The organism is Pseudomonas sp. 32A (assembly GCF_052682255.1).
Genome location: NZ_JBQYLY010000001.1, coordinates 1,662,157 through 1,676,622, shown reverse-complemented (window position 1 = coordinate 1,676,622; position 14,466 = coordinate 1,662,157). Strand labels below are relative to the sequence as shown.

Annotated in this window: 15 protein-coding genes; 8 read left to right on the top strand and 7 right to left on the bottom strand. The window is 59.5% G+C overall.

The window, feature by feature from the left end:
- Positions 1-52: 52 nt before the first annotated feature.
- Positions 53-901 (top strand): LysR family transcriptional regulator, encoded by an 849-nt coding sequence (locus ACUN0G_RS07655; RefSeq protein WP_445573037.1) that lies wholly within the window; start codon positions 53-55, stop codon positions 899-901.
- On the opposite strand, the gene ACUN0G_RS07650 is transcribed toward ACUN0G_RS07655, so the two are convergent.
- The gene (locus ACUN0G_RS07650; RefSeq protein WP_445573036.1) at positions 898-1,794 is read right to left on the bottom strand and encodes a LysR family transcriptional regulator; all 897 of its coding nucleotides are present in this window, start codon (positions 1,792-1,794) and stop codon (positions 898-900) included. The genes ACUN0G_RS07655 and ACUN0G_RS07650 overlap by 4 nt on opposite strands.
- 97 nt (positions 1,795-1,891) lie before the next feature.
- Between ACUN0G_RS07650 and ACUN0G_RS07645 the strand changes: the two genes are divergently transcribed.
- Complete coding sequence (locus ACUN0G_RS07645) at positions 1,892-2,545, top strand: NADPH-dependent F420 reductase (protein ID WP_445573035.1); 654 nt, start codon at positions 1,892-1,894, stop codon at positions 2,543-2,545.
- A gap of 86 nt (positions 2,546-2,631) precedes the next feature.
- On the opposite strand, the gene mqo is transcribed toward ACUN0G_RS07645, so the two are convergent.
- Together mqo and ACUN0G_RS07635 are read right to left on the bottom strand one after the other, a co-directional pair.
- Positions 2,632-4,278: a malate dehydrogenase (quinone) gene (mqo, locus tag ACUN0G_RS07640; protein ID WP_017477287.1), complete on the bottom strand. Its 1,647-nt coding sequence runs from the start codon at positions 4,276-4,278 to the stop codon at positions 2,632-2,634.
- Positions 4,279-4,555: 277 nt separating this feature from the next.
- Positions 4,556-5,182, bottom strand: a complete 627-nt coding sequence (locus ACUN0G_RS07635) for a TetR/AcrR family transcriptional regulator (RefSeq protein ID WP_445573034.1) — start codon at positions 5,180-5,182, stop codon at positions 4,556-4,558.
- A gap of 109 nt (positions 5,183-5,291) precedes the next feature.
- On the opposite strand from ACUN0G_RS07635, the gene ACUN0G_RS07630 reads away from it, so the two are divergent.
- The 3 genes from ACUN0G_RS07630 to ACUN0G_RS07620 all read left to right on the top strand — a co-directional run bounded on the left by ACUN0G_RS07630 (position 5,292) and on the right by ACUN0G_RS07620 (position 8,559).
- Positions 5,292-6,368, top strand: coding sequence for a sugar phosphate isomerase/epimerase family protein (locus ACUN0G_RS07630; RefSeq protein ID WP_445573033.1), 1,077 nt, complete (start codon positions 5,292-5,294; stop codon positions 6,366-6,368).
- Between the two features lie 86 nt (positions 6,369-6,454).
- Positions 6,455-7,255, top strand: coding sequence for an alpha/beta fold hydrolase (locus ACUN0G_RS07625; RefSeq protein WP_445575528.1), 801 nt, complete (start codon positions 6,455-6,457; stop codon positions 7,253-7,255).
- A 116-nt stretch (positions 7,256-7,371) separates the two neighbouring features.
- The gene (locus tag ACUN0G_RS07620; protein WP_445573032.1) at positions 7,372-8,559 is read left to right on the top strand and encodes an MFS transporter; all 1,188 of its coding nucleotides are present in this window, start codon (positions 7,372-7,374) and stop codon (positions 8,557-8,559) included.
- 86 nt (positions 8,560-8,645) lie between these two features.
- Here ACUN0G_RS07620 and ACUN0G_RS07615 read toward each other — a convergent pair whose 3' ends face one another.
- Complete coding sequence (locus tag ACUN0G_RS07615; protein WP_445573031.1) at positions 8,646-8,867, bottom strand: hypothetical protein; 222 nt, start codon at positions 8,865-8,867, stop codon at positions 8,646-8,648.
- Between the two features lie 225 nt (positions 8,868-9,092).
- On the opposite strand from ACUN0G_RS07615, the gene ACUN0G_RS07610 reads away from it, so the two are divergent.
- From ACUN0G_RS07610 to tal, 3 genes are all read left to right on the top strand, one after another.
- Complete coding sequence (locus ACUN0G_RS07610; RefSeq protein ID WP_445573030.1) at positions 9,093-9,230, top strand: hypothetical protein; 138 nt, start codon at positions 9,093-9,095, stop codon at positions 9,228-9,230.
- Between the two features lie 106 nt (positions 9,231-9,336).
- The gene (gene dusA / locus ACUN0G_RS07605) at positions 9,337-10,332 is read left to right on the top strand and encodes a tRNA dihydrouridine(20/20a) synthase DusA (protein ID WP_445573029.1); all 996 of its coding nucleotides are present in this window, start codon (positions 9,337-9,339) and stop codon (positions 10,330-10,332) included.
- Between the two features lie 302 nt (positions 10,333-10,634).
- The gene (gene tal / locus ACUN0G_RS07600; RefSeq protein ID WP_445573028.1) at positions 10,635-11,561 is read left to right on the top strand and encodes a transaldolase; all 927 of its coding nucleotides are present in this window, start codon (positions 10,635-10,637) and stop codon (positions 11,559-11,561) included.
- Between the two features lie 199 nt (positions 11,562-11,760).
- Here the strand turns inward: tal and rssC are convergent, their stop codons facing one another.
- From rssC to ACUN0G_RS07585, 3 genes are all read right to left on the bottom strand, one after another.
- Positions 11,761-12,243: an anti-sigma factor antagonist RssC gene (gene rssC / locus ACUN0G_RS07595; RefSeq protein WP_003218919.1), complete on the bottom strand. Its 483-nt coding sequence runs from the start codon at positions 12,241-12,243 to the stop codon at positions 11,761-11,763.
- Positions 12,243-13,424, bottom strand: a complete 1,182-nt coding sequence (gene rssB / locus ACUN0G_RS07590; RefSeq protein ID WP_445573027.1) for a two-component system response regulator RssB — start codon at positions 13,422-13,424, stop codon at positions 12,243-12,245. Before rssB ends, rssC begins: the two co-directional genes overlap by 1 nt.
- Before the next feature lie 346 nt (positions 13,425-13,770).
- Positions 13,771-14,460 carry an MlaA family lipoprotein gene (locus ACUN0G_RS07585; protein WP_258344425.1) on the bottom strand — a complete coding sequence of 230 codons (690 nt, stop codon included), beginning with the start codon at positions 14,458-14,460 and terminating at the stop codon, positions 13,771-13,773.
- Positions 14,461-14,466 lie beyond the last annotated feature (6 nt).

Genomic DNA, 14,466 nt, shown 5'->3' with positions numbered 1-14,466 from the left:
ATGATTCTGTATATTTGAATAAGCTGCACCACTAATCCTGAAAAGTGAAACCATGAGCAAACAACTGAACATTGATCTATTGCGTACCTTCCACGCCGTTGCCCGCTTTCAGCGATTCAACGAAGCGGCCAATCACGTGCACCGCAGTGCTTCGACGGTGACCACGCAAATCAAAAAGCTCGAAGATCAGGTCGGCCAACGCCTGTTCAGCCGCAGCAACCAAGGGGTTGAGCTGACCATGTACGGCAAGAAACTTTTGGGCGAAACCGCCGAGTTTCTCAAGAGCCACGACCGCTTGCTGGCCTCGCTCACGCCGCAACGCATGCAGGGCAAAATCCGCCTGGGTCTACCTGATTCATATGCCCCGGACTTCATGCAGGACTTTCTGCCCCGCCTGGTCGCCGACAACCCACTGTTGGAGCTGGAGGTAGAAGCGCGCTCGAGTGGCGAACTGCTGACGTTGTTCAGCAGCAAGCAGTTGGACCTGGCCCTGATTGTCAGCGCCCAGCCCTTGGAGCAAGGCGAGCGCCTGGGGGAAATCCAGCCGCTATGGGTCGCCGCCGAACACTTCAGCTATCCACCGCAGGCGCCGCTGCCGATTGCCGTGCAACTCTCGGGTTGCCCCTATCGCGCCGCAGCGATTCGGGCTTTGAAAGAGCACGGCACTTACTATCGGGTGCTGCTGGAAAGCGCGAGTTCGCCGGCCGTTGAAGCCTGCATCCGCAGTGGCATGGCGGTGGGGTTGGTGGAAGAGAGCCGGATGGGTAAAGGATTGACGCGCCAGATTGCTGGAGTTGAACTGCCGCCGCTGCCGCTGCATCACCTGTACCTGCTTGGCGACAGCAGCAACCTGTTGGCACTGCACCTGTATGAGCAGGTCAAAGCCGGCTTCAGCGTCTAGGGCGGGCCGAAACGCAGCAGCACCGCATCGACAAATCGCCGCAGCTTGGCGGTGCGCTGGCGGTTCGCCGTGTAGAGCAAATGCATCTGCCGGCTTGGCGCTTCAAACTCTGGCAGCAAGCGCACCAGTTCGCCACGCTTCAGGGCCGAGCGTAAAAAATCTTCTGGCCCCAGGACAATCCCAAAACCATCCAGCGCCGCAGTCATCAACGCCCGGCTTTCATTCACATGCAGGCGGCTGGCGACCTGGGCCTTGTGCAGGATGGAGTCTTGGTAGAACGACCATTCGCGATCAGCCGGGCGTGACCAGTAGGCGTATCCCAGGCACTCGTGGTGTTCAAGGTCTGCGGGCGTGAGTGGCGTGCCTCGCTCGGCCAGGTACTTCGGCGACGCGCAGACCACCAGGCGGTAAGGCTGCAGCGGCCTGGCGGTAAGGCTGCTGTTCGCCAGCGGGCCGATGCGAATCGCCACCTCGTAGCCCTCCTCCACCAGGTCGACAAATCGGTCGGTCAGGTGCAGGTCGATTTCGACCTCGGGGTTGTCCCGTAAAAATTCGGTCACCAGTGGCATCAGGCTGTAAGAGCCAAAGGTCACGGGCGCGCTGACCTTGAGCTTGCCCCGTGGCGTGTCGTTCATGATCTGCGCGAGGGAGTCCGCCGCCTCTGCTTCCGTCAGGATATGTTTGCAACGCTCGTAGTACGCGCTTCCCAGTTCCGTCAGGCTTTGCCGGCGCGTGGTGCGGTTGAGCAAGCGTGCGCCCAGGCGCTGCTCCAGGGCCGCCACATGCTTGGCCACCATCTGTGGCGACATTTCCAGGCGCTCGGCGGCCCGGGCGTAGGACCCCAGCTCGGCAGCCATCACAAAGGCACTCATGCTTGAAAGGCGATCCATCATTCACCACTCCCAGTAACAACACTCAGACCAGAACGGCCATTTATCCTCATCCAGTAGCCAATCATCATAACGGCTCCCTCAACCAAGGAGCACCGACATGAAAATTGGCATCATCGGAGCAGGCTTTATCGGACGCGCTGTTGCGCAATTGGCGTTGGCCGCCGGCCATGAAGTGATGTTGAGCAACTCCCGTGGCCCGCAGTCCATGAGCAGCGTGCTGAGTGGCATTCGTGGGGTTCAAGTGGGCACCGCGCAAGAGGCGGCGCAATTTGGCGAATTAGTGCTGCTGGCCATCCCGTTCGAGCATTACCGCAGCGTGCCGGCGCAGTGGCTGGAAGGCAAAACCGTGATGGATGCCAACAACTACTACCCGAATCGCGACGGCCATATTCCCGTGCTCGACCGTTTCGAAACCACCACCAGCCGGTTGGTGGCCGAGCACCTGTCGCAGTCGAAGGTGGTGAAAGTGTTCAATGCCATCCTGGCGCCGGACCTGACCCAGGACGCCCGCACCCGCGGTGCGCCGGACCGGCGTGCGCTCCCGGTCGCAGCGGACGACCCGGCAGCCAAGGCGCAAGTCATCGCCCTGCTGGACGAGATCGGCTTCGACGCCGTAGATGCCGGTGGGCTGGATGAGAGCTGGCGGTTTGAACGCGCCAAGCCGGCGTACTGCATACCTCTGGATAAAGCGGGACTGAAGGCAGCGTTGGCAGCTGCAGAGCGCCAGGTCGAGTTGCCCGCGCGCTGGTAACACCTGCAAAAAGCCCGCTGACCGTTACCGGTTCAGCGGGCTTTTTTTACATCGGGTTGATCCTGAATCAGGACCTCGCCAACGTCTTACAAAGCGATGTCAGAAGCTGGCTTGCTCGGCTCAGCCGCAGGCTTGGCAGCCTCGGTGGCTTTTGGAGCAGTCAGTTGCGGAATCGCTGGCGGAGGCGTCAGCTGCAGAATGTTGGCGGTGTAAGCCCATTCTTTAGCCACAGCTTCCGGGCTGTCGTTCAGCTTGGTGCCGTAGCTAGGCACGATCTGGTGCAGCTTTTCCTGCCAGGCCGGGGAAGCAACCTGTTCCTTGAACACTTTCTGCAGCACGGTCAGCATGATCGGAGCCGCGGTGGATGCGCCTGGCGATGCACCCAACAGGCCTGCAATGGTGTTGTCAGCCGAGCTGACCACTTCGGTACCGAGTTTCAGGACGCCGCCCTGCTCTTCGTCACGCTTGATGATCTGCACACGCTGACCGGCTTGCCACAGGCGCCAGTCTTCTTTCTTGGCGTTCGGGAAGTACTCTTGCAGCGCCTTGAAGCGGTCGTCATCCGACAGCATCAGTTGGCCGGCGAGGTACTCGACCAGTGGGTATTCGCGGATACCGACTTTGGTCATTGGCCAGATGTTGTGGGTGGTGGTGCTGGTCAGCAGGTCCAGGTACGAGCCTTCTTTCAGGAACTTGGTCGAGAAGGTCGCGAATGGGCCAAACAGAATCACGCGCTTGCCATCCAGCACGCGGGTGTCCAGGTGCGGAACCGACATCGGCGGTGCGCCAACCGAAGCTTTACCGTAGGCCTTGGCCAGGTGCTGCTCGGCAATCGTTGCGTTATCGGTCACCAGGAACGAACCGCCAACAGGGAAGCCCGCGTATTCCTTGGCTTCAGGAATGCCCGACTTCTGCAGCAGGTGCAGTGCACCGCCGCCCGCGCCGATGAACACGAACTTGGCGTCGGTTTCAGTCTTGGTGCCGTCTTTCAGGTTCTTGTAGCTGACGCGCCACGAACCGTCGGCGTTCTTGGTGATGTCCTGCACTTCGCTCGACAGTTTCAGGTCGAACTTCGGCGTGGTTTGCAGGTGAGCGACGAACTGGCGGGTGATCTCGCCGAAGTTCACGTCCGTACCGATCGGGGTCCAGGTGGCCGCGATTTTCTGGTTCGGGTCACGCCCTTCCATCATCAGCGGGACCCACTTCTTGATCTGAACCGGGTCTTCGGAGTACTGCATGCCGGCGAACAGCGGGCTCGCTTGCAGCGCCTCGTAACGCTTCTTCAGGAACTTGATGTTGTCATCGCCCCACACGAAGCTCATGTGCGGAGTGGAGTTGATGAACGAACGCGGATTCTTCAGGACGCCCTGCTGAACCTGCCAGGACCAGAACTGACGGGAGATCTGGAACGCTTCGTTGATCTCGACCGCTTTCGGGATTTCAACGTTGCCGTTCTTGTCTTCCGGGGTGTAGTTCAGCTCAGCCAAAGCCGAGTGACCGGTACCGGCGTTGTTCCAGCCGTTGGAGCTTTCTTCGGCCACGCCATCGAGGCGCTCGACCATCTCCATCGACCAATCCGGTTGCAGCTCATTGAGCCACACACCCAGGGTTGCACTCATGATGCCGCCGCCGATCAGCAGCACATCGACTTTCTTTGCCTCTTCCGCGTGAACGGAAGTGATCCCCATCGACAAAGCCAGCCCCAGCAGGGCAGTGTTTACTTTTTTAAACATCAGTAGCACCTATGATAAAACGCCATCCGCCCCACCGCCCCTGATCATGGGCAACCCTCAATCACGCTGCGCCAGGCAACGCACCGCGGGGTTTGCACATTCATTCGGGGACCGCAGGGTGGGCACACAAGGCCGACGTATCGACCTCACTTTTATGTCCCTTCTGCGCTGACTTCTTATCATTATTGGCTTCAGCTACCTGGGCGACAGCCAACCGCCGGGACGTATACGGATGTACGTACCCGATAGAGACTAGACCAAGATGGCGCGCAGAATATCACGCTCGGACGAGAACGGGCGTCTGTTCTAGACTCGGTGGTTCTGCGGGCAGCAGGCTTAACGCCAGGTCGACCGACTGACGCAGGCGATCGACAGGCACACCATCCCGCGCCTGAATCGAAATACCGTGCAGGAAGGTCGCATAAAAATCGCCCATGGCCTGCACATCTGCGTCCTCGCCAAGCTCCTGGCAGGCCTTGGCTTGCTGCAGCCTGGCGATGATTGAATCGGTGCGTTGCCTGCGGTGTTCACGCAACCATTGCTGAATATCGTCGCCGTCCGGGCTGGTACTGGTTGCGGCACTGACGACCAGACAACCATTGGGCCGACCGGGTTGCGTGTAGGTGGTGATGGCATCGTCCAACATACGCCTGATCGCCTCTCTCACACCCGTTATCTGCAGTGCACGGCCAGCAAAACCTCCTTCATCTTGTTCATACAAGGCCACGGCCTCGCGGAACAACGCTTCTTTACTGCCAAAAGCGGCATAGATCCTCGCCGAGGCAATCCCCAGGGCCGCGACCAACGCAGACATGCTCGTGCCCTCGTAACCTTGCTCCCAGAATAGCCACATGGCGCGTTCCAGAGCGGCTTCCCTATCAAATTCGCGCGGACGTCCGGCCATTAATCAGTTACCTGTCGGTGTAATTTCGTCACTTTAACGCATATCGGGTTGACGTTAACAAACCTGCGCCCCTATTCTTTGTCGACCGACAAACAATTGGAGCATTTCGATGCGTACTCTTAAAGGCCCCAGCTTGCATCTGGCGCAATTCAGCCATGACGAACCGCCGTTCAACAGCCTGGACAGCATCGCTGGGTGGGCCAAAGCGAAGGGATTCAAAGCGCTGCAGATTCCCGCATGGGATACCCGCTTCTTCGACGTAGAACTGGCAGCCCGCAGCCAGAGCTACTGCGATGAGATCAATGACAAGCTCGCTGGCTACGGTTTGCAGGTCAGCGAACTGACCAGCCACATCTTCGGCCAGTTGGTCGCCGTGCATCCTGCCTACGACGCGATGTGGGACGCGTCCATCCCTGCGCCTTTGCGGGGTAACCCCAAGGCACGCACGGCGTGGGCCATCGAACGCATGCAGATGAGCATCATCGCCTCCCAACGGCTGGGGCTCGCAGACCTGGGCACGTTTTCCGGCTCTCTTGCCTGGCCCTATTTATTCCCCTTCCCCCAACGCCCGGAAGGGCTGATCGACGCGGCATTCGACGAGTTGGCCCGACGCTGGCGACCACTTTTGGATTTGGCTGAAGAAAACGGCGTCAACCTGTGCTACGAAATCCACCCCAGTGAGGACCTGCACGACGGCACCAGCTTCGAGCGTTTCTATGAGCGCGTAGGTCAGCATTCGCGCTGCAAAATCCTGTTCGACCCTAGCCACTTTGTCCTGCAGCAGTTGGATTACCTGAGCTACCTGGACATTTACCAATCTTTCATCCGCATGTTTCACGTCAAGGATGCCGAGTTCAACGCCACTGGCCGCCAAGGCATCTACGGCGGCTACAGCCCATGGGCCGAGCGCGCTGGACGCTTCCGCTCACTGGGGGATGGGCAGGTGGATTTCAAAGGCATCTTTTCCAAGCTTGCCCAATACGATTACCCAGGCTGGGCGACGCTGGAATGGGAGTGCTGCCTGAAAAACCAGGAGGACGGCGCTCGGGAAGGCGTTGATTTCATCAACCGCCACATCATCGGCGTCACCGAGCGCATCTTCGACGACTTCGCCGGAGCACCGGTAAACCCGCAGCAAATCCAGGCCATGCTCGGCCTGACTCAACCGCTTGAGGCACGCCCATGAACGCAGCGAAGGCTACATCCCTGAGTACCGCCGACGGGTTCACTCATCATTACGTGCGGGTTGATGGCAGGAAGCTCCACTGCGTGATGGCAGGCAGCGGCGCCCCCGTGTTGCTGATACCGGGCTGGCCACAAACCTGGTACGCCTTCCGACATGTCATGCAAGCCTTGGCTGATAAGGGCTTCAAGGCTATCGCCGTGGACCCGCCAGGACTGGGCAATTCAGATCAGCCTGAAAAGGGCTACGACACCGGCAATATTGCCGGTGTACTGCACCGGGCCTTGCTGGCGCTTGATATCACGCGTTACCACGTCGTGGGGCACGACGTCGGGATGTGGGTGGGTTATGCGCTGGCAAGTGACCAGCCACAGGCCGTGCGTACCCTCACCCTCACCGAAGCCGTCATACCTGGCCTTGCCCCACCGCCCCCGATATTCGTCGCACCGCAACAGAACATCTTTCTCTGGCACTTTCTATTCAATCAAGTCCAGGACCTGCCCGAAGCGCTGATTACCGGGCGTGAAGAAACCTACCTCAACTTCATGTTTGATCGTTGGGCCTTTCACCGCGATGCCGTCGCCTCCGACGTCTACATCCGCGCCTATTCATCCCCTGGTGGGCTGCGCGCAGGGTTTGATTATTACCGCGCGATTCCCGAAACCATCCGACAAAACCAATGCCGAGCAACTCGCCTTTTGGAAATGCCGGTGTTAGCCATCGGCGCCGAACACGCCACCAACGACGCTCCGCTGCTGACGCTGGAGGGGCGCGCATCTGACCTGCGCGGGGCGATCATTGCTGACTGCGGGCATTTCGTGATGGAAGAAGCGCCGCAAGTGTTTTGCGGGCATTTGCTGGACTTCCTGGAGGAGCACACCTCGGGATGAAGGCTTTCGCCAAAGAGATGGAACGCTCGCGCAAAAGGGCGTTCTAGACACCCTAGCCGCTGCTTGCGTAGCATCGGCGGCTCTCCACCGTGTCATCCATCCAAACAGAGCGATCCATGTCTATCCACCAAACACCCGGGCACGTGTTGCCCGCGCGCAGCGCCGCCAAAATGGAAGCTGCCATGGCCGTGGGCGCGTTCGCTATCGGCACCGGCGAATTCGCCATCATGGGCCTGATGCCCGACATCGCCCACAACCTCAACCTCAGCGAGCCGCAAGTGGGCCACGCCATCAGCGCCTACGCGTTGGGTGTGATGGTCGGCGCCCCGCTGCTGGCGATCCTCGGCGCCAAGTTGCTGCGCAAACACATGCTCCTGCTGCTGATGGGACTGTATGCCCTCGGCAACCTGGCCACGGCCTTTACCCCGACCTTCGGCTCGCTGGTGGCTTTCCGCTTTATCAGCGGCCTGCCCCACGGCGCCTACTTCGGCATCGCCGCGGTGGTCGCCTCCAGCATGGTGCCCAACGACAAACGTGCAGGCGCCGTCGCGCGAGTGATGATGGGCCTGACCCTGGCCATGCTGCTCGGCAACCCCATCGCCACCTTCCTCGGTCAACACCTGGGCTGGCGCTCGGCGTTTGCACTGGTCAGCGCCATCGCCCTGTGCACCATCGCGCTGGTCTGGCAATTCGTACCGGATCGCCATGACGAACCCCGCAGCGATCCACGCAAAGAACTGCGCGCCTTCACCAAACCGCAGGTATGGATGGCGCTGTCGATTGGCGCTATTGGGTTTGCCGGGATGTTCTGCGTGTTCAGCTACCTGGCGCCGACCATGCTCGAAGTGACCAAAGTCTCGCCGCAGTGGATTCCCTTCGGTCTGGCCGCGTTTGGCGTCGGCGGCATCATCGGAAACATCGCCGGCGGCAAGCTGTTCGATCGCCTGCAATTTCGCGCAGTGGGCTGGATTATGGTGTGGTCGATGGCCGTGCTGATTTTCTTCACCTTCGCCGCGAGTTCGCTGTGGGGCGTACTGCTGGGTATTGGCCTGGTCGGCACCATGATCGCCATGGCCGCGCCGCTGCAAATCCGCTTGATGGACATTGCGCATGAGGCACCGAGCCTGGCGGCGGCGTCCAACCACGCGGCGTTTAACCTGGCGAACGCGCTGGGGCCGTGGCTGGGTGGGATGGCGATTACGGCGGGATATGGGTGGACTAGCACGGGCTACATTGGCGCGGCTACGGCGCTGGTGGGCCTGGGCATCTACCTGATCGCCCGACGTATGAAAGGCGGTCACTAAGCCCTCCCACGATCCAATGTGGGAGCGGGCTTGCTCGCGAAAGCGGTGGGTCAGTCACTGAGTAAATGACTGCCCCACCCGCTCAGTCAGTCATCATGCATCAACCCCGAACCATATTCCCCGTAACTGCTCCCAAGCGCACTGCCCCCAAAATTCATCTTGGCGGCCTTGCTGGGGCTATGGTCCCCAAACGCCTGGCATCCCCCTGAAAAACAAGGGTCGCTACTCACGTCCGACGACCCCGTCGAACAAGCGGCCAACAGCAACGTGCCAGCGATCATCAAGACTTTGACGAGATAGGAGATCATTTTTCAGTTCCCTTTGGGCTATGGGCTGAGCGTAGGCCTCAATGCCGGTGGGAATTATGAAACTTTGCCGTGGGACAGGATCGGTTCAGGTTGATATCGTTTTGGCGACGAATTATCCCGGCACATATTCTGATTGGCGATATCAACAGTTAGCCCCTACATATTAAAGCCGACCAGGCATCAATTCAGATGAACCTGCGGCCTACGTAGAGGGAAGCTCAAGTAATGGCTAAAGACGAAAAAACCAGTGAAAGCGTCGCTTCAAAAGCAGCCAAGCTGCTGGCGGATCCCACCACTCCGCCGGATGTGAAATCTGTGGCGGCTTCGGCGCTGACTCAGACGCCCGACAAAAAGAAGAAATAAGCTGAAAACCGTGCCAGGGTGGCTGGAGCTCTGGCACTGGCCACCACGGCACCACGCCCATTCCTGTTAAACTGTCCGCCCTTCGCCTTATCCATCTCAGATCCTAATGTCCTCACCTATAGCACCAACGCCATCGTTCTCCCGTCGCTTCTCCGTTGCTCCGATGATGGACTGGACGGACAGACACTGCCGCTTCTTCCTGCGCCTCCTCTCCCAAAACGCCCTCCTCTACACCGAGATGGTCACCACCGGCGCAATCCTCCACGGCGACCACGAACGCTTCCTGCGCCATAACGAGGCGGAGCACCCACTCGCCCTGCAGTTGGGCGGTAGTGTCCCCGCCGACCTGGCCGCCTGCGCCCGCATGGCCCAGGACGCCGGTTACGACGAGGTGAACCTCAATGTCGGCTGCCCCAGCGACCGGGTGCAAAACAACATGATCGGCGCGATCCTGATGGCACACCCTGCGCTGGTGGCGGATTGCGTAAAGGCGATGCAGGACGCGGTCTCAATCCCGGTAACGGTAAAGCACCGCATCGGCATCAACGGCCGGGACAGTTACGCCGAGCTGTGCGATTTCGTCGGCCAGGTGAAGGACGCGGGCTGCACCAGTTTCACCGTGCATGCGCGAATCGCCATTCTGGAAGGGCTGTCACCCAAGGAAAATCGGGATATCCCGCCATTGCGCTACGACGTTGCCGCCCAGTTGAAGCAAGATTTCCCTGAACTGGAGATCATCCTCAACGGCGGCATCAAGACCCTCGAACAGTGTCAGGAACATCTACAGACGTTCGACGGCGTGATGCTGGGCCGCGAGGCTTATCACAATCCGTATTTGCTGGCCGAGGTGGATCAGCAGCTGTTTGGCAGCACTGCACCTGTGATCACCCGCGCCGAGGCGTTGGCGCAGTTGCGTCCTTATATAGCCGAACACCTGGCGACAGGCGGCTCAATGCACCACATCACGCGCCACGTGCTGGGGCTGGGGACGGGTTTTCCGGGGGCGCGGAAGTTTCGGCAGTTGTTGTCGGTGGATATTCATAAGGCCAGTGATCCGTTGGCGTTGCTGGATAAGGCCGGGGAGTTGCTGGAGGGGCGGTGAGTTGGGTGTCAGTGGGTTTATTGGGTGGCTGACACGACGCCTTCGCGAGCAAGCCCGCTCCAACATTTGGATGGGGGGACGTCAGGAAGATGGGGGAAGGCTGCTCCCACCGTTTGACCGGGTGGTCATCGGGCAGTTGGGTTGAACCTGCCGGCTGTTTTGGCCTCCTATTCAGCATTGGCCGGTGATTCAAACGGCTGTTTTCAGGTTGTTGCCCTCGCAAACGATCGAATGCATTTGCGCCCTTGAGCGGCTGTCAGCGCTCGGGTAATGTCATCAGACCCACAGGACAGAGCACGCCCATGACTTCCAAGCTGGAACAACTCAAGCAATTCACCACTGTAGTAGCCGATACCGGCGATTTTTCTACCCTCGCCAAGCTCAAGCCGCAAGATGCCACTACTAACCCTTCCCTGCTGCTCAAGGCCGCGTCGATCCCAGGCTATGCCAAGCTGCTGGATGAGAGCGTTGCCGACTGCAACGGCGACGTAGGCCTGGCGAGCGACCGTTTTGCGGTAGCCGTCGGCCAGGAAATCCTGAAAGTGGTGCCGGGCCGTATTTCCACCGAGGTGGATGCCCGTCTGTCGTTCGACACTGACGCTGTACTCAAGCGTGCGCATCGCCTGATCGACCTGTACGACAAGGCTGGCGTTGGCCGCGACCGTGTGCTGATCAAGATCGCGTCCACCTGGGAAGGCATCCGCGCCGCCGAGCAGCTGGAAAAGGAAGGCATCCAGACCAACCTGACGCTGCTGTTCTCTTTCGCTCAGGCCGTGGCTTGCGCTGAAGCCGGCGTGTTCCTGATTTCGCCGTTCGTAGGCCGTATCTACGACTGGTACAAGAAGGCCAACGGCAACGACTACACCGGTTCCGAGGATCCGGGCGTGCAGTCGGTGACGCGCATCTACAACTACTACAAGGCCAATGACTACAAGACCGTGGTAATGGGTGCGAGCTTCCGTAACCTGAGCCAGATCGAAGAGTTGGCCGGTTGCGACCGCCTGACCATCAGCCCGGACTTGCTGGAAAAACTGGCTGCCGACAATGGCAAGCTGGAGCGCAAGCTGGCGCCAGGCCATGCCGGTGAGGCGCGTGTGCACCTGACCGAAGCGCAGTTCCGTTGGGAATCCAACGAAGACGCGATGGCTACCGAGAAGCTGGCCGAGGGCATTCGTCAGTTCGCCCGCGACCAGGAAAAACTCGAAGCGCTGTTGGCCGCCAAGCTCTAAAAACGGCGGCAACAAAAAGGGCGGCACCTGTGAGGGTGCCGCCCTTTTTTTGTATTAGCCGATTTCGAGCCGAACTCAGTTAAAAATGTGGGAGGGGGCTTGCTCCCGAATACAGGGCGTCAGTCGCTACATTCACTACTGACCCGCCGCTTTCGGGAGCAAGCCCCCTCCCACACTTTGACAGTGTTTCATCTGGAAATTAGTGCCGCTCCAGCGCATTCACCAGGTCGTGAAACGCCTCGCGGTTGGAGTCGTTCAAGCCCATCAGGATCTTGTGGGCTTCCAGCACCTTGACCCGTACCACTTCCTCGGACTGGTCCTGGGACGGCAGGTCGGTCAGGCATTCCGGGCACGGGATCGGGCGGTCAACGATGTTGAACACTTGATCGAAGCCCATGGACTGCAACAGACGGGTGATGTCTTCGTGGGTGGTGACGACAGTCGGCAGCAGTCCGACCTTCTGCCGAGACAGAATGGACAACTTGGCCAACAGCCCAAGGGTGGTGCTATCGATGCTGCGGGTTTCGGTCAGATCGATCACGATCGCCGAGAAATTCAAGGCTGTGAAAATCCGCTCAATCGTCGCATCCAGCGCCGAACACAAGGTCAGGCGCACTTCACCGACAAACTTCAGGACAAACGTCCCGTCTTGCTCGGCGAATTGGATTCTTCCGGTACTCATCAAAGATTCCTGCTCAACACCAATAGGGCGATATCATCCGGCATCTCCCCTAGCGTGGCCAATCCAAAAACCTGCCGCAGGCCATCCAGGCTGCCGCCCGCCGACCTAACCCGTTGGGGTAAGGCGGCTTCTTTCTCTTTGAGTGTAGGCTCTGACAAAAGGTCCAGGATACCGTCGGACATCAGCGTCAGGCTGAACGTCGGCGGCAATTCCAGGATGTGGTCTTCGTAGGTGGCTTCATTGAACAAGCCAACCGGCAAACCACGCCCTTCCAGGTAGCGCACACTGTCTGGAGTGTATAAAACCGGCAATGGCAGGTGACCGCCAATGCTGTAGGTCAAAAGACCTGTTTCTTCATCAATCACGCCGCCGACCATCGTCACGTGCTTGCCCAGCTTGCAGCTGATCAGGCCCCGGTTGATGTGGCCCAGCACTTGCGAAGGGGTGAACTCCGGCAAGGTGCCATTGCGCTTGGATTCGAACAACAGCCGTGTGGTCATGAACTTCAACAGCACGGTCACGAACGCCGAGGAGGCGCCGTGGCCGGAAACGTCGGCCAGGTAGAACGCGACACGCCGCTCATCAACGCGGAAGTAGTCGACGAAATCACCCGACAGGTACAGCGACGGGATGATCTGGTGGGCGAACTTGAACTCGTCGATGCTCCACGGGCTCACCGGCAGCATGTTCATCTGCACCTGGCGACCGGCGTTCTGGTCCTCCTGGAGCAGGTTCAGGCTGGCTTCGAGTTCGCGGTTGGCGGTTTCGAGCTTTTCACGGTAACGCTGGTTTTCCAGCAGCAACCGTGCACGATCCAGGGCACGGCGTACCGAGTGCTCCAGTACGGCCAAATCTTCCAGGGGCTTGATCAGGTAGTCGGCGGCGCCTAGGCGCAGGGCCTCGACGGCATCATTCATCACACCGGCACCGGACACAACAATCACCGGCGTCTGCGGGGAAAGGTCAGTCACCTGGCGGATCAGCTCGAGGCCGCCCACTTGCGGCATGCGCAGGTCGCAGATCACAAGGTCGGGCTTGTCGCGCTCGAATACCTGGAGACCCTGGAGGCCGTTGCTGGCCTGCAGGACGCTGAAGCCACTGTCTTCCAAATAGGCCGCGAGACTCGCGCGCACTACTTCGTCGTCATCGATTATCAGCAGCGTGGCACTGGTTTTCTGCATGTGGGCAAACGGCGCCAGAATTAGGTTGGCGTAGGCAGCTCGACAATGGCCGGGCGTACTACTGGATTCGCTTTCTAGCCTCTCTGTCCTACAAAGTGCAGGGATATTGCCCATGCACAAAGGTAAAGCAGAGGTGCCCTTCTAAGGCGCAGACGGTACTCCCATCCGCCAGGGGTTTCAAGCTCACGGCGATGGTCGCCGGGCGTCTTTACATCGCAAATCACCGGTAGTTATAAGAACGCATAAAACCGCGACTTAAAGTAAGCACGTAACCCACGGATAAACCTTGAATGCCGCCCACAAAAAAGGCGACCCGAGGGCCGCCTTCCTGATTCAAGCCTGAAGCTTAAAAATCGTCTACAACCTTGCCATCCTTGACCTTGAACTCGCGGTTCTGCAGGTAAGCATTGCGGATGAAGGTGTATTTGTCGCCGCTGATCAGCTTCTCGGAGGACAGCAGGCTGGCACGCGTGTCGACGATATTCAGGCCGAAGGTGCTGTTGCGCCAGCCGATATCGTTCATGTAGCGGTATGGCTGGGTGTAGCTGTCCACGTATTTGGACGGCGCGTCACGCAGGGTGCTTGGGCCCAGCAGTGGCAGCATCACGTAAGGACCGCTGTCGACGCCCCAGTGGCCGAGAGTCTGGCCGAAGTCTTCATCGTTGCGTTGCAGCCCCATTTTGGTGCCGACATCAATGAAACCCAGCACGCCGAACGTGGTGTTCATCAGCAGGCGGGCCGTGTCGACGCCAGCCGCGTGCGGCTTGAGTTGCAGCACGTCGTTGGCAAAGTTGCCGACGTCGCCGATGTTGCGGAAGAAGTTGTGCACGCCGTCCTGCACGAACTGCGGGGTCACGAACTGATAGCCTTGGGCCAAAGGCTTGAGGGCATAGGTGTCAACGGTGTCGTTGAAGGTGAAGATCGGGCGGTTGATGCTTTCCCATGGATCGTCTTCCGAGGCCGCCTGGGCCACGAAAGGCACCAGCAAAATACTGGCACATACGGATAGCTGAGCTAGACATTGGCTCCAGCGCATAGCTTG